The following is a 19,236-nucleotide window of genomic DNA, read 5'->3' as shown; positions in this document are numbered from 1 at the left end:
TCGTCATGTAGCCGGCGTTTTGCATCCCACCGGTTGGATTGTGCCCTGCGCGTCCCCATCTGCTTCCTATTAAGCACGCTAACGAAGGCGATTCCTCCTTCGTCCCAACCGAGCGAGGCCTCATGAGCCGACTTTCCGATATTCCGCTTTCCGTTCTCGATCTTGCCCCGATCACCATCGAAGGCACCGCGGCCGACACCTTCCGACGCACGGTGGATCTCGCCCAGCATGTCGACCGCCTGGGCTATCATCGTTATTGGCTGGCCGAGCACCACAACATCGACGGTATCGCCAGCGCTGCGACCGCCGTCCTCATCGGGCATGTGGCCGGCGCCACTCAGCGTATCCGCGTCGGCTCGGGGGGCATCATGCTGCCCAACCATCCTCCACTGGTCATCGCCGAGCAGTTCGGCACTCTTCAGACGCTGTATCCCGACCGCATCGACCTGGGGCTCGGCCGTGCACCGGGCTCCGACGGGATCACCATGCAGGCCATGCGCCGCGACCCGCGCTCGGGTATCAATGACTTTCCCGATCAACTCGACGAACTGCGACGTTATCTGGGCGACCCGCTCCCCGACCAGCGTGTCAGAGCCACCCCCGGCCAGGGGACTCACGTGCCGATCTGGCTGCTGGGATCGAGCGGCTACAGCGCCCAGCTGGCCGCCCACCTGGGGCTGCCTTTCGCTTTTGCCGGTCAGTTCGCGCCAGGGTACATGCATGAGGCCATCCGTCTGTATCGTCAGGGCTTTCGGCCCTCCGAGGTACTCGACAAGCCGTATGTGATGCTGGGTATCCCGCTGATTGCCGCCGATACCGACGAAGAAGCGCGCTTTCAGGCCACGACCCAGCAGCAGAAGTTTCTCAACCTGATCCGTGGCCGCAGCACGCGCGCCCTGCCACCGGTCGACGAACTCGACTGGTCACCCCAGGAACGTTCCATGGTGGCCCAGAACCTGGGCGCCGCTATTGTGGGCGGTCCGCAGACCGTTCGTGAAGAGCTGGAGCGCTTTCTCGAGCGCACCGAGGCCGATGAACTGATGATCAACTCCGATTTCTATCGTCATGAGGATCGTCTGCGCAGCTACGAAATCCTCGCCGAAGTGTGGCGAAGCTGAGTTCGGACAGGTGTTGATGTCTGCTTCAGGAGGCGATAGCGGCGTGCAACGTTTCCGGTACGCTGCTGTCATACTGTTCAGCCACACGACAGGGATGGCGGCGACCCCCTCGGACCACGAGGACACGCCAGGCAAGGCGCGCAGCCTTTTACCGGAGTAGCTCATGACTGATCAATGGCAACGACATCGCGACGGTTCCCCCCAAGGCAATGCCGCTTGGCACGCTGCCCAGCAGTGGCGTGAGCGGGTACATCAGACGCGCCCCTCCCAAGGCATGAGCGGACTGCGTCTGATCGCCACCTGGTTGCTGTTCGGCACCATGCTGATCGTCGGCACCCTCTTCGGCCTGTTCTTCCTGCTGATCGGCTGGGCCATGCTGCCCTTCCTGCGTCACCGCATGAAGAAACGCGCCGAGGCCTTTCGCGCCCGGCAGGCGCAATATGCCGGCGGCAGCTTCGACGAAGCCGGACGCGCCCGGCAAGGCGAGCCATCCTCTCACCCTACCGAAGTGCTGGAAGGCCACTACACGGTCAAGTTTCGGCAGTAACGGCTGACCCCGTCAGTATTGGCCTGGCAGGCCAACCAGTAACGCCACACCCCGGGCATTCTCATACCCGGGGTGTCTTGCGTTGCGGTCAATCTCGACAAAAAAAAACCCGTGCAGGGGGTGCACGGGTCGAAATGGGGTGTAGCTAGGGATGCATCTCGGAACGATGCAAGAAATGAAAACTGTCTGTAAGCCTCCAGACGTTCATGACTCTATCGTCTCGCCTCACCATAAGACCAATATATTGATGAAATACAGGAAATAGTTAAAAACAATCATTCTGAGAATGCTCCCCAAGGCGCACTACATGCGTGGAGCCGCCTCGGCCTCGGATTGTCGAATGCGTCGGTAGGTATAGAAGATGGCGCAAGCGAACAGAAACGCCGCGACTCCGTACAACAGGCTCATGCCGCCTCGTTGATAGAGCAGCGTTCCTGCCAGCGGACCGCAGGCCATCCCCATGAAGCGGGCGAAATTGTATACGCCGACGGCCGTGGCCCGGTTGTGCCGGAAAGCCTCGGTGAGAAGCGTTGTCTGCGCCGGCATCGACAGTCCCAGGAAAAAGCCGAAGAGTGCGATCGTGGCGATGAGCAGCGCCAGGGAAACATCGGCGAGCAGCACGAACGCCACGATAGACAGCACATTCAACCCGGAAGCCCAGAGCAGCAGTGTCTTGGGATCGATCCGGTCCTGGGCTCGGCCACTGGCAAAGCTGCCCAGCACTACTCCCAGCGAGAGCGGTAGAAACACCAAGCCTTTCTGCTCGACCGACAGGCTGTATTCGGCGGTCAGTATGTTGGGCAGAAAGACCAGAAAGTTGTAGAAGGCATAGAACTGCACGAACCCCAGCAGCACGATGGCCGAGCCGAAGGGATGGGCCAGCACGACGACATAGTCCCTGACGTTGAAACGGCCGCTGCTCACCGAAGGTCGGGTTTCCTTGAGAAGCAGCGCGTTGAGCAGCAGAACTGCCGCGCCGATGACCGCCAGTACCAGAAACACGTAGTGATAGTCGAGCGCACCGCCGACAAAGCCGCCAGCGACCGGGCCAAGCACCGGTCCCAGTGCCACCATCATCTGAAAGGTCCCCATCGCCCGGGCTCGCAGCCGACCTTCGAACAGATCCCCGATGACGGTGACCGCCACCACCGATCCGGCGGCAATGCCCACCGCCTGCAGGGCGCGAAAGACCAGCAGGCTTTCGATGGTGCCCGACCAGAAGCATCCCAGCGACGCCAGAATGTAGATTGCCACCCCCGCCAGCAGCACTCGCCGGCGCCCGACCCGATCCGTCAGCGGACCATAGACGATCTGCATCATTGCCATGAAGAAGGTGAAGATGGAAATGCTCAGATTGATCAGGAGATGGCTGGTGTTCAGCGACTGGGCCAGCTCCGGCAGGATGGGTGCATAGATGGTCTGCGTGAACGGGCCGAGAAACGCCGCGAAAGCCACCATGTAAATGATCCACTGCGACGCCATGCGCTGTTCTCCCTTGTCATCCAAGCATGAAAGCCTGCCACTATAGTCACCTCAACGTTTAGTTAGCAATGCAATCATCCATGCGAAGCGCATGACACAACCGGCTCAGCCAGGCGGCCCATCAAGCGGACGCAGGAAGAAGGGGGAAAATCACGCTCCGGACAACCCGAGGCGCTGCACACGTGCTCGCTTTTGTGGATCAGGTATCGTCAGGCTCCAGCCATGCTCGCCAGAGGTGGCACACCGCCTGGCGATAGGCATGAAAATCCTGTTCGCGCACTCGCGCATCCCCCTTGGTCAGTGCGGTGCGGTGAGCGGCGTTGCGATAGGCCAGATAGGCCTCGCGCAGACGGCGGGCGTCCGCCCCCTCCAGGCGGCCGGTCGACTCCAGCGTTTCCAGAATCCGCATGTTGTCGCTCCACTCCAGAAGCGTCGGCGTCTCGTGACTCATCGCCAGCACGGCGTACTGGCAGAGAAACTCGATATCCACCATCCCGCCGGCATCCTGCTTGAGATGAAACCAGCCCTCCCGCCTGGCACTTTCGCTACTGCCGAGGTGGTCACGCATCTTGTGTCGCATCTTGACCACCTCCTCGCGCAGTGCGTCGAGGTCGCGCGGCTGGCCGAGAATCTCGCGGCGCACCGCGTCGAAACGCTCGATCAATGCCGGGCTGCCGGCCACCGGCCGGGCCCGTACCAGCGCCTGATGCTCCCAGGTCCAGGCCTGATGACGCTGATAGTCGGCGTAGGCGTCGAGCGTCGTCACCAGCAACCCCGCGTTGCCCGAAGGACGCAGGCGCATGTCCACCTCATAGAGTGCGCCCGCCGGCGTCACGGCGGTGAGCAGATGAATGACACGCTGCCCCAGGCGGGTGAAGAACACCGTGTTATCGATGGTGCGCGGCCCGTCGGTACTGCCCTGCGAAGCGCCGTCGTGCAGGAATACCAGATCCAGGTCGGAGCCGTAGCCCAATTCGATGCCTCCCAGCTTGCCATAGCCGATGATGGCGAAGCCCGCCTCGGCCGATTCTCCTCCGGAGTCGCCCTGGCGCCGGGGACGACCATGCTTGCGGGCCAGGTGCTTCCAGGCCATGGCCAGCACCTGTTCCAGGACGACCTCGGCAATGTAGGTGAGATAATCGCTGACCTTCATCAGTGGCCGGGCACCCGCGATGTCCGAGGCGGCGACATGCAGTACCTGGGCGTGCTTGAAATGACGCAGCGCCTCGAGCTGGGCCTCCTCATCCTCCTCGGGAATACGCGCCAGTGCCTGACGCAGCTCATCGGCCAGGCGCGTCCGGTCGGCAGGCGTGTAGAGCGTGGCGGGATGCAGCAGCTCGTCAAGCAGCAGCGGATGACGTGCGAGCTGCTCGGCGATCCATGGGCTCGCCTCGCACAGCCTGACCAGTTGGGTCAGGGCATCGGGATTTTCGCGCAGCAGTGCCAGGTAAGCCGTACGCCGCAGCACGGACTCGATCAACGGCAGAACTCTCTCGAGAACCCGATCCGGTGCATCGCTCTCCGCCACGGCCGTCAACAGCAGAGGCAGCAGCGCGTCGAGCCGCTCATAGCCGATACGCTGCATACTCTGCACCTGGCGGGACTGGCGCAGCGCGCCCAGGCGCTTGTACACCGCTTGTGGCTCGGCGAACCCCGCCTCCTCGAGGCACCCCGCGGCCTCCTGCGGTGTCAGTTCACCACGCCACAATGCGCGCAGTTCCTCGAGCGAATAGCCGCCCTGCTCGGCTTGTGGCGCAAGTTCGCTCTCGGCCTCGTCCTCGGGAGGCGCGATCACCGCATCGAAATGCCCCTGCACGCGGCCGCGCACCTCGTCGAGCCTTGCCATCAGCGCCGGCCAGTCATCCGCCTCCATGGCCAGTGCCAGTCGCTCGCGTCCCAGCGTATCGGCCGGCAGCGTCTGGGTCTGGCGGTCCTGCTGGGCCTGCAGCGCGTGCTCCATGTCGCGCAGAAACCCATAGTCCGCCTCGAGGTCGGCCGTCACTTCCGCAGGCAGCAATCCCAGCGCGGGCAGGCGCTGCAACGCCTGACGCAACGAAGTGACCTGCAGTTCCGTGTCGCGGCCGCCGCGAATCAGCTGGAAGGCCTGGATGACGAATTCCACCTCGCGAATCCCGCCGGCCCCCAGCTTGATGTTGTCCCCCAGCCCCTTGCGCTTGACCTCCCGATTGATCAGCGACTTCATTTCTCGAAGCGATTCGATGGCCCCGAAATCCAGATACTTGCGGTAGACGAAGGGCCTAAGCTCTCCCAGCAGCTCGCGGCCCGCCTCGATGTCACCGGCCACCGGCCGGGCCTTGAGCATGGCATAGCGCTCCCACTCCCGGCCCTGATCCTGGTAATAGCTGGTCAGCATCGAGAAACTGCCGACCAGCGGTCCGCCGTCTCCCAGCGGCCGCAGACGCATATCGACACGGAACACGAACCCATCGGCGGTGACACTATCCAGCGCAGCGATCAGCTTCTGCCCAAGCTTGGTAAAATACTCCTGGTGATCGAACGTCTTGCGCCCGCCCTGCGTCTCGCCCTTCTCCGCAAAGGCGAAGATCAGATCGATATCCGAAGACAGGTTCAGCTCGCCGGCACCGAACTTGCCCATGCCGAGCACCACCAGACGCTGAGGCGAGCCGTCCGCCCGCGGTGCCGGCGTGCCCCAGCGTGGCGTCAGGTGCTCCTCGAGCCAGACCAGCGCTCCTTCCAGGCACACTTCGGCGAGTTGCGAAACGCTGGCAGCGGTCTGCCACATGCCATCGGGATGGCGTGCTCGCGCCAGGTCGCGCCAGATGATGGCCACCATTCGCGCCCGACGGAAACGCCGCAGGCACGCCTGCATCTGCGCCTCGTCGGCAGCCGATTCGAGCATCTCGGCCAGCCAGCCCGCCATGGCATCACGCTCGGGCGGCATGTCCAGCTCCTGGCCAGCATCGAGCGTCAGCAACAGACCCGGCTGACGCACCAGTGAATCGCCCACGTAATCGGACAGCGCCACCACCCTGGCCAGTTCGCGACGGCGCGACTCGTCAAGCGCCAGCCAGCCCTCCAGTGGCGACTCGCGATCCGAGGCCTGGGCGGTGCGCTCGGCCGTCTTCAAGCTGTCATTGAGGTGCGCTTGCACGTTGTGCAGCGTCCTGCGCAGCGGTTCGGGAAATTCCGCCGGGAAAAGAAAGGATTCGGGCAGGACCATAGCGATCTCCTGTCGGGTGCCCCTCCAGCATAGCGAAGGCGAGAGGTGGGCAGAAGGCCTTGACGTGTGCGGCGGCATAGAGCCCATCGAGCGCATCCGTTATGCTGCGATGATGGCGACCGGGCACGTGGCTCGGCACGCCGTTTTGACGGATCGCAGCCAAGGAGACGGCATGCAACATCTCGACCTGCAAGTCATCGAACGCGCACTGGCCTGGGCCAATGCCGGAAAGACGGTCTGGCTGTGTACGGTGCTGGCGACCTTCGGCTCCTCGCCGCGCGAGCCTGGCTCACTGCTGGCGGCTACGGCCGAGGGTGCCCATGCCGGCTCACTGTCCGGTGGCTGCGTGGAGGAGGACTTTCTCGCCCGGCTGCGTGACGGCAGCTTCGACACGCCGGCTTCGGTGATCCGCTATGGCGATGGCGCCGAAAATGGGCCTCAGGTGCAGCTGCCCTGCGGCGGGATCCTCGAAGTCCTGATAGAGCGTCTGGTGCCGAACGAGGCGAATATCGTCCACCTCGAGGTCCTGCATGCCACCCTGCTGGGGCAGCGCCCGCTGATGCGCCGCGTCCAGCTCGACAGCGGCCGGGCACGCTTCGTCGAGGACAGCGGCCAGGGCCCGCGCGTCGAGCGCGAACCGGACAGCGACGCCGTACGGGTTCGAATCGGCCCGTCGCTGCGCCTGATCATTGCCGGTATCTCTCCGGTCTCCGAAGCCTGCGCCGAATTCGCCAGGATGCTGGGCTTCGAGGTCATCGTCTGCGATCCCCGTGCCGAGGCGCGCAAGGACTTCACGGTCAGCGGCGTCGAGGTGCAGGCGGTGCTGCCCTCGTTGTTCATCGCCTCCGGGGGCTGTCACGCCGCCACCGCCGTGGTGGCCCTGACCCACGATCCGCGCATCGACGATCTGGCGATGATCGAGGCGGTACGAACCCCGGCGTTCTACATCGGTGTCATGGGGTCGCACCGCACCTCCACGCAACGTGCCGAGCGTCTGCGCCGCTCGGGAGGCCTGGACGACGCGGCCATCGCCCGCATTCACATGCCCATCGGCCTGGCCCTGGGCAGCAAGACGCCGGCGGAGATCGCCCTGGCCGTCATGGCCGACATTCTGCGCGTGCACCGCGGCAGACCCCGCGAGGCCCTGTGAAGGATACGTCCGGGTCCCGCGCGAACCAGCCGGCGACGGTGATCGCCGTGGTCATGGCTGCCGGGCGCGCGCGCCGTTTCGGCGCAGACAAGCGCAGTGCCTCTTTACCCGACGGACGGACGCTGCTTTCCGCCACGCTGGCGCTGGCCCGGCGCAGCTTCGCAGCCACTCATGTGGTGCTCCGTGACGACGATGATCCCAGTGCCCTGGGCATCCCGTCCACGCTCGAAATACTGCGTGCCCCGCATGCCGACGAAGGGCTCGGCAGCAGCCTGGCGGATGCCTTCCTCACGCTCGATGCCCACCTGCCGGAGGAGGTCGTGGCCGCGGCGGTCATGCTCGGCGACATGCCCTGGATACAGCCAGCCACCTGCCAGCGGTTGCGCGACCTGGCATGCTCCCGTCGTATCCTGCGGCCCCGACATGCCGGGCATCCCGGGCATCCTGTCCTGTTCGGGCGAGCCTTCTGGAAGGACATGGCACTGATCCGCGGCCAGCCGGGAGCCCGCGAACTGCTGCGCCGCCATGCAGTAGCCTGCCGGGAGATCCATGTGGAGGATGCCGGTATCCATCGCGATGTCGACCTTCCTGCCGATTTACGGGAATGAGAGAAAGGGATCGCCAGCTTGCAGCGCTAGCCGAAGAACTTGTCCCAGCCCAGCAGTACCCAGGTGATCGCCGCCATGATCAGCGCCAGCATGACCGCAGCCGAGCCGATGTCCTTGGCCCGCCCCGAAAGCACATGATGCTCCGAGCCGATACGGTCGACCACGTTCTCCACGGCACTGTTGAGCAGCTCGACGATCAATACGAAGACGCAGCTCCCCACCAGCAGCAGCCACTCCACCGGATTCTCTCCAATCCACCAGGCCAGCGGCACCAGGACCCCACAGATCCCCAGTTCCTGTCGAAAGGCGGTTTCGTTGTGAAAGGCTGCCTGCAGACCTTTCAATGAGTAGAGAGTCGAACTCACCAAATGGCGAATGCCGGTATGGCGGGCTTTCATGATGCAGGATCCTCAACTGATCGCATGATGCCGAAATGGCTGATGGGCTCACGGAGCTGATCAAGTGGCGAAACGAGACCGTTCAAGTACCCGTCGATGCTAGCAGAACCGTGGATCGATGGTAGACAACGACGGTCAGCAACGCTCGTGCCCCCTCCTTGGTCGCGTTGCCGCACTGAAACCCGACGGGCTACCCTGAACGAACGTTCCCCGTAAAACCATTGCAACAGGAGGCGTCATGCCCCGCGTACTCAAGCTCGTTGACGATACGCCACGCGCCCGCGTGGAGACACTCGACATCGCCGAGCTGCCGGATCGTGCTGTTTGCGTGGATATCGATCATTCCGACCTGAACTACAAGGATGCCCTGGCGGTGACCGGCAAGGGCAAGATCGTCCGCGAAATGCCTTTCGTCCCGGGCATCGATTTCGCCGGCACGGTGCGTGAATCCGAGGATGCACGCTACGGTCCCGGCGACAAGGTGATTCTCACCGGCTGGGGAGTGGGTGAGCGCTACTGGGGGGGGTATGCCGAGACGATGAAGGTCGATGCCGACTGGCTGGTTCCCTGCCCGGGGCCGCTGTCGACCCGGCACGCCATGCTGCTGGGTACCGCCGGTCTGACGGCGATGCTGTGCGTGATGCGCCTTCAGGATGCCGGACTCGAGCCTGGTGACGGCCCCGTACTGGTCACCGGTGCCAGTGGTGGCGTCGGCAGCTGGGCGGTGCAGCTTCTCGCCCATGAGGGCTTCGAGGTGCACGCGGTGACCGGCAAGCCCGCCCATGGCGAATGGCTGACCTCGCTGGGAGCGCAGGCGCTGCATGCCCGAGCCGATTTCGAAGGCGAGCCCAGGCCGCTCGACAAGGGCCGCTGGGCCGGCGCCGTGGACACCGTGGGCGGCAACATACTTGCCAACGTACTGTCGCAGATGATGTATCACGGCCGCGTCGCAGCGGTTGGCCTCGCCGCCGGCACTCAGCTGCCGGTGACGGTGATGCCGTTCATTCTGCGTGGCGTATCGCTGCTCGGTACCGACAGCGTGATGATTCCGTTCGAGAGGCGTCGCGCCGCCTGGCAGCGCATCGCGGCGCTTCCCAACGCATTGTTCACTCGCATGGCGGTGGAGGAGATCGGCCTCGATGGCATAGCGGATCGCTCCGAAGCCATGCTGCGCGGCGAAATCCACGGCCGGGTCCTGATCACCCCAGGTCGTTGATGCCACCGGGAGGCGGCAGCGGCCGCCTCCCGCGCGCTCAGACCCCTTGAAGCGTTTCCACGGAGCCGGCAAGGAGCGGCTCGGGCTTGTGGACACCGAACCCTTGGGCGAAATCGACGCCGATCGAATCGAGCAGATCCAGCTCGGCCTGACTCTCGACGAACTCGGCGATGGTCTTGATGCCCATGACGCCCGCCACCTTGGCGATCGCCTCGACCATGGCGCAGTTCACCGCATCTTCGAGGATACCCTTGACGAACTCGCCATCCACCTTGAGGTAGTTGATCGGCAGATGCTTGAGATAGCCGAAGGAGGACATGCCGCTGCCGAAGTCGTCGAGCGCGAAGTTGAAGCCCAGCGCTTGAAGCGAGCGGATCAGCTGCGCCGTCTGAGTCAGATTGGCTACCGCCACCGTTTCGGTGATCTCGAAACAGATCTGACTGGGCGGTACACGATGGCGTGCGAGCTGCTCCTCGACGAACTGCAGGAACTCCTTGTCGTCCAGCGTGGCGCCAGAAAGATTGATCGAATAGGCGGTACGTCGTCGCGTCGCCTCGGGAAGCTGGTCGAAATGCCGGAACGCCGCCTGAACGACGTAGCGGTCGATGGCCGGCATCAGATTGTAACGCTCGGCGGCAGGCAGGAACGCCATCGGCGGCACGATCGAGCCATCCTCGTCGCGCAGACGCAGCAGCACCTCGCCCCATTCCATGGCGTGACGCCCGGTAATCGGTACGATGCGCTGTACGAACAGGACCAGTCGCTCGTCCTGCAGCGCCTTCTGGAGTCTTCCGACCCAGTTCATTTCGCATAGCCGTGCCGACGTCTCCTCGTCGTCCTGGCGATACACGTGTACACGGTTGCGTCCTTTCTCCCGGGCCAGGAAACAGGCCAGATCCGCAGCGCTGAGCAGCTTGTTCGGGGTGAAGCTGTCTCCGAAGGTGACCACACCGATACTCGCCGCCAGCCTGTATCGGAGCTGCCCCCAGCTGAATTCGATGTCGCCGATCAGCCGGTGCAGCTCTTCGGCCCTGCGCTGCGCCGGCAGGTCTTCGCAATCGGTCAGCAGCAGGCCGAACTTGTCCCCCTCGAGGTGCGCCAGAACGTCGCTCGAACGCACCCAGGAACGCAGGCGCTTGCTCAGATACTGCAGGAGCGCATCGCCTGCGGCATGGCTGCAGGTGTCGTTGACGACCTTGAACTGGTCGATCACGAAATACAGCAGGGTATGCTCGGTTTCGGACTGACGGGTGTTGAGCAGCGTCTGGCGCAGGTGACGCTCGAATTCGTGGCGGTTGATCAATCCCGTCAAGGTGTCGTGAGTCGATTGATGATGAGGCTGATGCGTGGTACTGACGTCGCTGCCCTGCATGAAGATGCCCGTCACGTCCCCCGCGTCGTCCACGATCGGCTGATAGACGAAATCGATGTGGGCCTCGACGAGCGCCGCTTGGGGATGGGGCTGGATCAGCATGGGGATGGCACCGCTGGAAAACGCCTCGCCGGTGGCGTAGACATGATCCAGCAGTTCGAAGAACTCATGACCATCCAGCTCGGGCAGAGCCTCTCTTACCGGCTTGCCGAGTACCTCGCGATGCTCGACCAGTTGGCAGTAGGCCCGGTTGGTCAGCTCGATGAGATGTTCGGGCCCGCTCAGGATGCAGACGAAGCCCGGTGCTTGATCGAAGAGTTGCCGTAGATGCCTTTCGGTCTCCAGCGCGCCTCGAACCTGCTGGATCTGAAGACGGCTCTCTAGTGCGATTTTTGTCATCGAATCCTCCTGGCACTGACTGCCATCATGGTCCTGCGATGAGTACGTTCTCGATGGCACGCCTCCGTTCATTTCAAGCGCTATTGGGGTAAAGGGCGGGAGTGGAAAGCGTAATCCGGTTGCGGCCGATACGCTTCGCTTCGTACATGCTTCTGTCGGCGGCGTTGAGTAACGCTTCGATTCCATAGCTGAAAAATCGCCGATCCTGCTCGGTGGTCGCAATGCCGTACGAGGCCGTGACATAGATCGACTTGCCCTGAACCTGGCAGAGCGGCATCACGCTGAGTTCGGCCTGCAGATGCTCCGCGAATGCCTTGGCCTGGCAGGCGCCTTGGCCAGGCAGTGCCACGACGAACTCCTCACCACCGTAGCGACCGGCATGGATACCGTTGTTGTCATCCAGCGTGTGGCGCAGCAGTGAGGCAAAGTTCTTGAGGACTTCGTCCCCGACGCTGTGGCCGAAATCGTCATTGATCGCCTTGAACCGGTCGAGATCGATGAAGATGACCGTCAGCGGACGATCGCTTTCACAAGCTTCGTCGAATAGCGAGCGCAGCAGTTTTTCAAGATGCAGACGATTGTAGAGTTTGGTCAGGGGATCGAAGCGGGCCTGGAGACTGAGCGCTTCATGCTCCTGACGCAGGGCCTCGATCTCCTTCTGCTGGCGGGCAAGGTCCTGCTGCAGGCGAGCGTTGCGCTCGGCCAGCAGAAGCTTCGCCTCGAACATCAGATCGTTGGCATCCAACCGGGCGGGCAACGACACCTGATAGAGTGATGCCACTGCCGGAAGTTGCTCCTGCAGCGTCATGATCTTCGAGATCATCTGCGGTGTCTCGAGCCCGAAATGGGAATCCAGTGACGCCATCACCACGCTCAGCGATGCCTCGCCCTCCAGCCAGGCATCGGCCAGCAGCCCGGAGGCGATGATGCAGTTGGTCGACTGCTGGCTACGCGTCTCGGCGGAGAGCATGCCGTCGTGGCTGTGGCGGATCCAGCGCGCCGTTCGCTCGGACAATTGCCACTTCTCGGCCAGCCACCCGCCCACCTCTGCATGATCGATGCCATAGGCCCGACGCTCCTGGGTCACGAGTTCCTCATGGCTTCGCGCACTTTCGAGAAGCGGGCGGTAATGCTTGGCATCGGCCGCATACAGGGCCAGCATGCCGATGTCCTGCAGCAGCGACGCGGTGAACAGCGCTCCGCTCTCGCCGTCCAGTTCGAGGGTTTCCGCCAGAGACTTGGCGCTCAGGGCGCAGATCAGCGAGCGCTGCCAGTAGCGCTCCAGGTTCAGGCCAGGGGCGTCCTGGGTCCCGGTTGCCGAGACCAGACTGCACCCCAGCGCCAGAGACAGGGTCCGCTCGATTCCGATCCGATTGACAGCCTGGCGGAGGTCTTCCGCGGGTCGGTCAGCGGCGTAGAAGACCGTATTGGCCAGCGACAGCAGACGCACCGAGAGCGCCGGATCATTGCTGATGGCCGCTCCGATCTCCTGTACGTTGGTATTGGGGTCACGAGCCAGCTCGATGACACGCTGAACAACCGTAGGCAGGGAAGGCAGTGTCGCGCAGTTTTCGAGTGATTGACGAAGCGCTGGGGGTATCACGGGCAAGGCTCCTTGCCTGCTAGCGGATCAATGCATGGGGAGTACTCCCCTGCCTGATTCTGCCGAGGCGTTAAGGTCTTCATTTTTACGCAGGCAGACGCAGGATGCGTACGCCATGAATTCCTAAACAAATGCCGGTCGAGCCCAGTATCAGGAGATCCGAGTCGGCAAAGGAGACTCCTTATCGCATGCCCCGGTGAAACCTGTTTTCCTGATACCAGTCGTAACGTACATCCTTTTACTCTAACTATATTTACTTTCTTACACTAATATCGTCAACAACAATATAAAATAAAAAAAAGCATTTATAAACGCAACATTCCTAATTTAACTTAGCTAAGTTCGCAAGTCCTTGCTTACGTGGAAAAATATTCTTAATTTTTTTCTTAACAAAACTTAACCCACTGATATTTATGGCTACCTACAAAACCAAGAATGTGAATATTTAACTCACTATTAAGTAACACTTCATGATTAAAACGAATGTATTATACCCAACCCACTCTTATTAGCGGAGGTTCATGTATTAAAGACACTCACACTATCGTCGCGCCTCGAAGTCATGTTCTCTTCCGTTCGGCTTGTGCTCGCTGATTCCCAAGAGCCGCCTAGACTTGAATGAATGATCTTTCGCTTCCATCGACTTTCGGCCAGTAGGACCTAGCCCAAGGAGGCCTCATGCCACACAATCCGCTGCATGACGTGCACCTGCCGATGACGTCTCTCAAGAGCGGATCGCCCATGCCCGTATTGCCGGATATACAAGGGCTGACCGTACAGATCGTGAATGTCTATTTCGTGGGGCTTCCCGGCACGCCGGGGGATTGGGTACTGATCGATAGTGGCATGCCCCACTCGGCGGACATGATCATCCGGGCCGCCGAGGAGCGTTTCGGCGCCTACGCCCGCCCCCGGGCGATCATTCTGACCCATGGGCATTTCGACCATGTCGGCTCCGTTCTAGAGCTGGCCGAGCATTGGGATGTCCCCGTCTATGCCCACGAACTGGAAATGCCCTTCCTGACCGGCCAACAGCGTTACCCCTACCCCGACCCCAGCGTGCAGGGTGGCATCGTGGCCAAGCTTTCGCGCTTCTTCCCCAGCGAGCCCGTGGATCTTCAAGGGATCGTCCGGACGCTCCCCGACGACGGCAGCGTGCCAGGCATGGCGGGTTGGCGCTGGGTGCATACGCCAGGCCATACGCCGGGGCACGTGTCGTTCTTCCGTGACGACGATCACGCCTTGATCGCCGGAGACGCTTTCGTCACCGTTCGTCAGGATGCACTGTTCAAGGTATTGACGCAGCATCAGGAGATCAGCGGGCCGCCCCGCTACTTCACCCCCGACTGGGATGCCGCCCGCGCCTCCGTACAGCGGCTGGCGGCGTTACGCCCCAGCGTGGCGATGACCGGACACGGCATGCCCATGGCCAGGGAGGCACTGCGTGACGGGCTCGACACATTGGCGCGATGCTTCGACGAGATTGCCCTGCCCGCCCATGGGCGGGACGTTCCCGACCATTGACCCGCGATCCTCGATGAAAAAGCCCTTCCGAGGAAGGGCTTCGAGCAGCACGTATGGCGGACCCGCGGCAATTCAGTTGGCTTCGATCATCGCGGTGAGGTCGCGCGACACCGGTTCGAGCACCTGGGACCAGGTCAGATAGGGTGTCTTGGCCGTGCCATTGACCAGCACCGAGAAGCTTCCCCAGCGTCCGGTCGCGGTACGAAAATAGCCGGCCAGGGCCCGTACGGAGACTGGCTGGTTGAGCGTACCGGTCTTGAGCATGACATGGTTCTGGAAAGTGTCGCTGCCGCGGCGGATGAAACGCATCGGGCCGTTGACCGGCAGCTGCATACCGGCGACGAAGGTCGGAAACAGTGCCGGGCGCTGATACATGGCCGCCAGCAGGGCATTGACGCCCTGGGCCGAGACGCGATTCTCCGGTGTCAGGCCACTGCCGCTTTTCATGATCAGCGGGCCATGTCCCGGCAAGGCTTCGGCAAAATGCTCGATCTCGGAGGCGCCTTGCGCCAGATCGGCATGCGGCTGTGACACGAGATTGAGACTCAAGGTGTCGGCCATGAAATTGTTGGAATAGTTGAGGGTGCGCAACAGCAACTCCTGCAGTGGCTTGCCATCGATGGCAGCCAACTGACGGGCCGTTCCAGGAGGCGCCGTTTCGCTGGTGGTGTAGCTGCTGACATCGATGCCGGCCTGCTCCAGAATCGCCAGCAGGGTTTCACCGGTCTGGATGGCGGGATCGGAGCTGGCCCGATAGACCAGTTGCGGTTGGGCACCCAGGGCAATCTTGCCGCTGATACGCAGGGTATCGCCCCGGGCATCGGTGACTCGCTCGGCACTCAGCCCGGTGCCGCCGCCGGCGGCGACTGTGGTGACCGTATTTTTCACCCGGGTGATGGGCACTGCGGAATCGCAGGCGGTGATTCTCGCCGGGGCCCCTACGCTGGCACCCGGCATGACGCTCGTGCACCAGCTGCCGTAGTTGATTGCCGCCGAAGACAGCAGCGCACTGTAGGCGTTGGCGGTTCGACCACGCGACTTGCAGCGGTCGGTAGTGATGCACTGCACGGGGCCATAGCGCCACTGGCTGATGACCAGCTGACCGGTCACTGCGCTCACGCCCTGCTGCCTCAGTCCCTGGACCAGGCGCCAGAGATCCTCGGATACCAGGGCCGGGTCGCCGCCGCCCTCCAGCACCAGATCGCCATGCAGCACGCCTTGGCTATCCAGGTGACCGGTGGTCACGAAGCGGGTCGTGAACCGGTGCTGCGGGCCCCAGCGATCCAGCGCAGCCGCCGAAATGTACAGCTTGGAGACGGAGGCCGGCGAGAGCAGCCGCTCCGGTTCCAGTGCCCCCAGCGTCTCGTCGCTGTCGAGCAGCCGCGCCTGCGCACTGATGGCGAAGCCTTTGCCGGCCAGGGACGAGACATTGTCGAACCCGGTCCCCAGGGCGGACAGGGGCAGTAACAGGAAAAGTAAACACAACAGTCGTGACATGGATGCGATTCGCTCCGCAGGGAGAACTCCGAGAAGGTCATGGTACCGGGCTGCATGGCCGTGATAGCGATGAAAAGGTGCCTAATGCGAGGCCATTTTCGAGAACACCTGGATCACCACGACGCCCGAGACGATCAAGACCAGCCCCAGGATGGCCGGCAGATCCGGTTTCTCGCCATAGATCAGCATGCCGATCAACGTGACCAGCACGATGCCCAGCCCGGCCCAGAAGGCATAGGCGATGCCCACGGGCATCGTTCGCAGCACCAGCGTCAGCATGTAGAACGCCGTGGCGTACCCCACCACGACCAGCACGCTGGGCCAGAAACGAGTGAACTCGTGTGACGCCTTCAGCGCACTGGTGCCGATGACCTCGGCGATGATGGCAATTGCCAGAAAGAGATAGCTCATGCAACTTCCTTGTGGTGAACCTGGCTTGTGGTGGACCTGGGCGCAGAACCAAGGCCTGGCGCACGCCTTCATGGGGTGTCGGGCGTCTCTTCGCCAGGCGGCACGTCGATTCCGGAACAGGACGCGGCAGGCATCGGCCGGTGGGGAAGAGACGCCGCCAGGCGCCATAGCGTCTGACCGCTGCGATGATACTTGGACTCGAACGGTGTCAGGAACCCATCCGCCGGCACATGGCGCTCCACCTCGGGCCGGTGACCGGTCGCATACGCCATGGCCAGAGCGAACTCCTCCACATACAGCCGCCAGTTGGAACGTAGTTCCAGATATCCGCCAAGCGCGAGAAGGGCCGGAAAGACGGCATGACCGTGCCAGCGCATCTTGAGATGAGCCGCCTTGGGATAAGGATTGGGATAAAGCAGATAGTGGCGCTCCGGCTGCCAGCCGGCCGCCAGCGCCAGGCGCCAGAAGTCCACCAGATCGGCACGTACCAGCAGCGCATTGGCAGGCAGCGCGCCATGATCACGGGACAACCGGTCGGCACTGCGATCGATACCGATCACCGCATGTTCGGGAAATGCCGCTGCCAGCCGACGGGTGGAGACGCCTACGCCGCAACCGGCATCGAGGATCAGAGGCCGCGCTTGCGCGGCATACCAGAACGCGGCCGCCTCGAACGCTTCTCGGGTGTGGGCCGCCACGGGCTTGCGCAGAGGGTGCGAAAGCGCTCGGGTCACGCGACGTTCCAGCGCCTCATGGGGGCCGGTCTGATTGGTGACGATAGCGCGGGAATTGGCGTGCATGGACAGGCGAGTCTTGGCGAATGGGACCCCATTCTACCAAGCCCGGCAGGCAAAAAAATGGCGCGGCCCAGGCGGACGCGCCACGAATACTCGTATGACTCAAACAGCCGTTTAAATATACCCCGCCCCAACGACTTTCTCAAACAATTGTTTAATTTCCGTTTTGCGGGGCTCGATCTACGCTGACAGACGTTTCACGCCGCTCTGCCACCCCATATCCGGCGCCACGTCTGCGCCCGTCAGGAGACCGTATGACCCAGCGCTACGAACGCGACTTCATCCCCGCCAGGCAAGCTCATGACATGCCGTTGCTGATTCATCGCCTGCTGGCCAACAGCCTGCACCAGGCCGATGGACGCCGCATTCATCACGGCGAGCACGACCTGAGCTACGCCGACCTCAACGAACGCGTGCATCGTCTGGGCGCGGCGCTGACGGCCCGGGGCGTGGAGGCGGGAGAGCGCATCGCGGTGCTCGACTGGGACAGCCATCGCTATCTCGAGACGTTTTTCGGCATTCCCATGCTGGGTGCAGTGCTGCACACGGTAAACATTCGCCTTGCGCCGGAGCAGATCCACTACACCCTGGAACATGCCGAGGACAGTGTGGTGCTGGTGCATCGCGACTTCCTGCCGCTGATCGAATCGCTGGCGCCACGCCTGCCCCGGCTGCGCGGCATCGTGATTCTCGAGGACGAGGCCGGCGAATTGCCCGAGACACTGGGCGGCGTGCCGGTATGGGCCGAATACGAGCAGTGGCTGGCGACAGCCGAGACAGGCTTCACCTTTCCCACCTTCGATGAGCAGCAGACCGCCACGCTGTTCTACACCACCGGCACCACGGGCAAGCCCAAGGGTGTGTTCTTTTCCCATCGTCAGCTGGTACTGCATACCCTGTCGGAAATGGGATCGCTGAACCTGTCCGGCGAGAACCTGCTGTCGCGGCGCGACGTCTACATGCCGATCACGCCGATGTTCCATGTCCACGCCTGGGGGCTGCCCTACACGGCCACCGCCATGGGGCTGACCCAGGTCTATCCGGGACGCTACGACCCTGCCCGTCTGCTCGCACTCATCCAGCGCCACCGGGTGACGTTCTCCCACTGCGTACCGACCCTGCTGGGCATGGTGTTGAACACCGCGGAACAGGCCGGTGCCCGGCTTGACGGCTGGAAGGTCATCATCGGCGGCAGCGCTCTGACCGCCGGTCTGGTTCGACGCGCCGGCGCTCTCGGCGCCGACGTGCGCGCCGCCTATGGCATGTCCGAGACCTGTCCGCTGCTGACTTGCGTACTGCTGCCACCCGAACTGCAGAAGGACAGCGCAGAGGCTGACGATCTGCGCATCATGACCGGGCGCACCGTACCGCTGGTCGAACTCGATATCGTCGATGCCGAAGGCCAATCGCAGCCCCGCGATGGGCGAACCAGCGGCGAGCTGGTGGTGCGGGCTCCCTGGCTGACACAGGGCTATTTCGGCGACCCCCAGGCTGGCGAGGCCCTGTGGTCCGGCGGCTGGCTGCATACCGGTGACGTGGCCACCCTGGACGGTGACGGCTGGCTGATGATTCGTGATCGGCTCAAGGACGTGATCAAGAGCGGTGGCGAGTGGATCTCCTCGCTGGCCCTGGAGAATCGCCTGAGCCGACATCCGCAGGTCACCGAGTGCGCCGTCATCGGTATCCCCGACCCCAAGTGGGGCGAGCGTCCCCTGGCGTTTGTCGTGGCCCCGCAGGCCGGCGACGACCTCGATACGGAGCTGCGCGCCCTGCTCGAGGAGGGCGTGGCGGCAGGCGAACTGCCTGCCTGGGGACTACCCGATACCATTGCCCGCGTCGAGCAGCTACCCAAGACCAGCGTCGGCAAACTCGACAAGAAGCGCCTGCGCGAACAGCCATCGCAATCCTGATC

Annotated in this window: 15 protein-coding genes; 7 read left to right on the top strand and 8 right to left on the bottom strand. The window is 63.0% G+C overall.

The window, feature by feature from the left end; all coding sequences use genetic code 11:
• Positions 1 to 122: 122 nt before the first annotated feature.
• Together ACYQ12_RS03755 and ACYQ12_RS03750 are read left to right on the top strand one after the other, a co-directional pair.
• Entirely contained in the window at positions 123 to 1,118 is a 996-nt protein-coding gene (locus tag ACYQ12_RS03755) for an LLM class flavin-dependent oxidoreductase (RefSeq protein ID WP_459867910.1), read from the top strand.
• A gap of 163 nt (positions 1,119 to 1,281) precedes the next feature.
• Positions 1,282 to 1,665 carry a hypothetical protein gene (locus tag ACYQ12_RS03750; protein ID WP_459867907.1) on the top strand — a complete coding sequence of 128 codons (384 nt, stop codon included), beginning with the start codon at positions 1,282 to 1,284 and terminating at the stop codon, positions 1,663 to 1,665.
• 303 nt (positions 1,666 to 1,968) lie between these two features.
• On the opposite strand, the gene ACYQ12_RS03745 is transcribed toward ACYQ12_RS03750, so the two are convergent.
• On the bottom strand, positions 1,969 to 3,147 hold the full coding sequence (locus ACYQ12_RS03745; RefSeq protein WP_459867904.1) for an MFS transporter: 1,179 nt from the start codon (positions 3,145 to 3,147) through the stop codon (positions 1,969 to 1,971).
• Positions 3,148 to 3,346: 199 nt separating this feature from the next.
• A complete protein-coding gene (gene glnE, locus ACYQ12_RS03740) occupies positions 3,347 to 6,349 on the bottom strand; it encodes a bifunctional [glutamate--ammonia ligase]-adenylyl-L-tyrosine phosphorylase/[glutamate--ammonia-ligase] adenylyltransferase (protein WP_459867901.1) in 3,003 nt (1,000 codons plus the stop codon).
• A gap of 172 nt (positions 6,350 to 6,521) precedes the next feature.
• Between glnE and ACYQ12_RS03735 the strand changes: the two genes are divergently transcribed.
• Positions 6,522 to 7,499: an XdhC family protein gene (locus ACYQ12_RS03735; RefSeq protein WP_459867898.1), complete on the top strand. Its 978-nt coding sequence runs from the start codon at positions 6,522 to 6,524 to the stop codon at positions 7,497 to 7,499.
• Positions 7,496 to 8,107, top strand: coding sequence for a nucleotidyltransferase family protein (locus ACYQ12_RS03730; RefSeq protein ID WP_459867895.1), 612 nt, complete (start codon positions 7,496 to 7,498; stop codon positions 8,105 to 8,107). Before ACYQ12_RS03735 ends, ACYQ12_RS03730 begins: the two co-directional genes overlap by 4 nt.
• Before the next feature lie 26 nt (positions 8,108 to 8,133).
• On the opposite strand, the gene ACYQ12_RS03725 is transcribed toward ACYQ12_RS03730, so the two are convergent.
• On the bottom strand, positions 8,134 to 8,505 hold the full coding sequence (locus ACYQ12_RS03725; RefSeq protein WP_459867892.1) for a diacylglycerol kinase: 372 nt from the start codon (positions 8,503 to 8,505) through the stop codon (positions 8,134 to 8,136).
• Positions 8,506 to 8,743: 238 nt separating this feature from the next.
• Between ACYQ12_RS03725 and ACYQ12_RS03720 the strand changes: the two genes are divergently transcribed.
• Positions 8,744 to 9,721, top strand: coding sequence for an MDR family oxidoreductase (locus ACYQ12_RS03720; RefSeq protein WP_459867889.1), 978 nt, complete (start codon positions 8,744 to 8,746; stop codon positions 9,719 to 9,721).
• Between the two features lie 37 nt (positions 9,722 to 9,758).
• On the opposite strand, the gene ACYQ12_RS03715 is transcribed toward ACYQ12_RS03720, so the two are convergent.
• Positions 9,759 to 11,492 carry a putative bifunctional diguanylate cyclase/phosphodiesterase gene (locus ACYQ12_RS03715; protein ID WP_459867886.1) on the bottom strand — a complete coding sequence of 578 codons (1,734 nt, stop codon included), beginning with the start codon at positions 11,490 to 11,492 and terminating at the stop codon, positions 9,759 to 9,761.
• A 73-nt stretch (positions 11,493 to 11,565) separates the two neighbouring features.
• Positions 11,566 to 13,095: a sensor domain-containing diguanylate cyclase gene (locus ACYQ12_RS03710; protein WP_459867883.1), complete on the bottom strand. Its 1,530-nt coding sequence runs from the start codon at positions 13,093 to 13,095 to the stop codon at positions 11,566 to 11,568.
• A 678-nt stretch (positions 13,096 to 13,773) separates the two neighbouring features.
• Here ACYQ12_RS03710 and ACYQ12_RS03705 point away from each other — a divergent pair.
• Entirely contained in the window at positions 13,774 to 14,619 is an 846-nt protein-coding gene (locus tag ACYQ12_RS03705; protein WP_459867880.1) for an MBL fold metallo-hydrolase, read from the top strand.
• A gap of 72 nt (positions 14,620 to 14,691) precedes the next feature.
• Here the strand turns inward: ACYQ12_RS03705 and dacB are convergent, their stop codons facing one another.
• From dacB to trmB, 3 genes are all read right to left on the bottom strand, one after another.
• The gene (gene dacB / locus ACYQ12_RS03700) at positions 14,692 to 16,116 is read right to left on the bottom strand and encodes a D-alanyl-D-alanine carboxypeptidase/D-alanyl-D-alanine endopeptidase (protein ID WP_459867877.1); all 1,425 of its coding nucleotides are present in this window, start codon (positions 16,114 to 16,116) and stop codon (positions 14,692 to 14,694) included.
• Positions 16,117 to 16,197: 81 nt separating this feature from the next.
• Positions 16,198 to 16,527 carry a DMT family transporter gene (locus ACYQ12_RS03695; protein ID WP_459867874.1) on the bottom strand — a complete coding sequence of 110 codons (330 nt, stop codon included), beginning with the start codon at positions 16,525 to 16,527 and terminating at the stop codon, positions 16,198 to 16,200.
• Between the two features lie 68 nt (positions 16,528 to 16,595).
• Positions 16,596 to 17,327 (bottom strand): tRNA (guanine(46)-N(7))-methyltransferase TrmB, encoded by a 732-nt coding sequence (gene trmB, locus ACYQ12_RS03690; RefSeq protein WP_459867871.1) that lies wholly within the window; start codon positions 17,325 to 17,327, stop codon positions 16,596 to 16,598.
• Between the two features lie 251 nt (positions 17,328 to 17,578).
• Between trmB and ACYQ12_RS03685 the strand changes: the two genes are divergently transcribed.
• The gene (locus ACYQ12_RS03685; RefSeq protein ID WP_459867868.1) at positions 17,579 to 19,234 is read left to right on the top strand and encodes a fatty acid--CoA ligase; all 1,656 of its coding nucleotides are present in this window, start codon (positions 17,579 to 17,581) and stop codon (positions 19,232 to 19,234) included.
• The last annotated feature ends 2 nt before the right edge of the window (positions 19,235 to 19,236 follow it).

This window comes from Halomonas shantousis (genome assembly GCF_054654615.1).
Note: the sequence above shows the minus strand (reverse complement) of the source record. Positions and strands in the feature narration are given on the sequence as shown.

Coding starts and splice junctions, on each gene's coding strand:
- dacB (WP_459867877.1), bottom strand. CDS start 16,116: ATGTCACGACTGTTGTGTTTACTTTTCCTGTTACTGCCCCTGTCCGCC.
- ACYQ12_RS03745 (WP_459867904.1), bottom strand. CDS start 3,147: ATGGCGTCGCAGTGGATCATTTACATGGTGGCTTTCGCGGCGTTTCTC.
- ACYQ12_RS03755 (WP_459867910.1), top strand. CDS start 123: ATGAGCCGACTTTCCGATATTCCGCTTTCCGTTCTCGATCTTGCCCCG.
- ACYQ12_RS03735 (WP_459867898.1), top strand. CDS start 6,522: ATGCAACATCTCGACCTGCAAGTCATCGAACGCGCACTGGCCTGGGCC.
- ACYQ12_RS03750 (WP_459867907.1), top strand. CDS start 1,282: ATGACTGATCAATGGCAACGACATCGCGACGGTTCCCCCCAAGGCAAT.
- ACYQ12_RS03720 (WP_459867889.1), top strand. CDS start 8,744: ATGCCCCGCGTACTCAAGCTCGTTGACGATACGCCACGCGCCCGCGTG.
- ACYQ12_RS03685 (WP_459867868.1), top strand. CDS start 17,579: ATGACCCAGCGCTACGAACGCGACTTCATCCCCGCCAGGCAAGCTCAT.
- ACYQ12_RS03715 (WP_459867886.1), bottom strand. CDS start 11,492: ATGACAAAAATCGCACTAGAGAGCCGTCTTCAGATCCAGCAGGTTCGA.
- glnE (WP_459867901.1), bottom strand. CDS start 6,349: ATGGTCCTGCCCGAATCCTTTCTTTTCCCGGCGGAATTTCCCGAACCG.
- trmB (WP_459867871.1), bottom strand. CDS start 17,327: ATGCACGCCAATTCCCGCGCTATCGTCACCAATCAGACCGGCCCCCAT.
- ACYQ12_RS03725 (WP_459867892.1), bottom strand. CDS start 8,505: ATGAAAGCCCGCCATACCGGCATTCGCCATTTGGTGAGTTCGACTCTC.
- ACYQ12_RS03705 (WP_459867880.1), top strand. CDS start 13,774: ATGCCACACAATCCGCTGCATGACGTGCACCTGCCGATGACGTCTCTC.
- ACYQ12_RS03695 (WP_459867874.1), bottom strand. CDS start 16,527: ATGAGCTATCTCTTTCTGGCAATTGCCATCATCGCCGAGGTCATCGGC.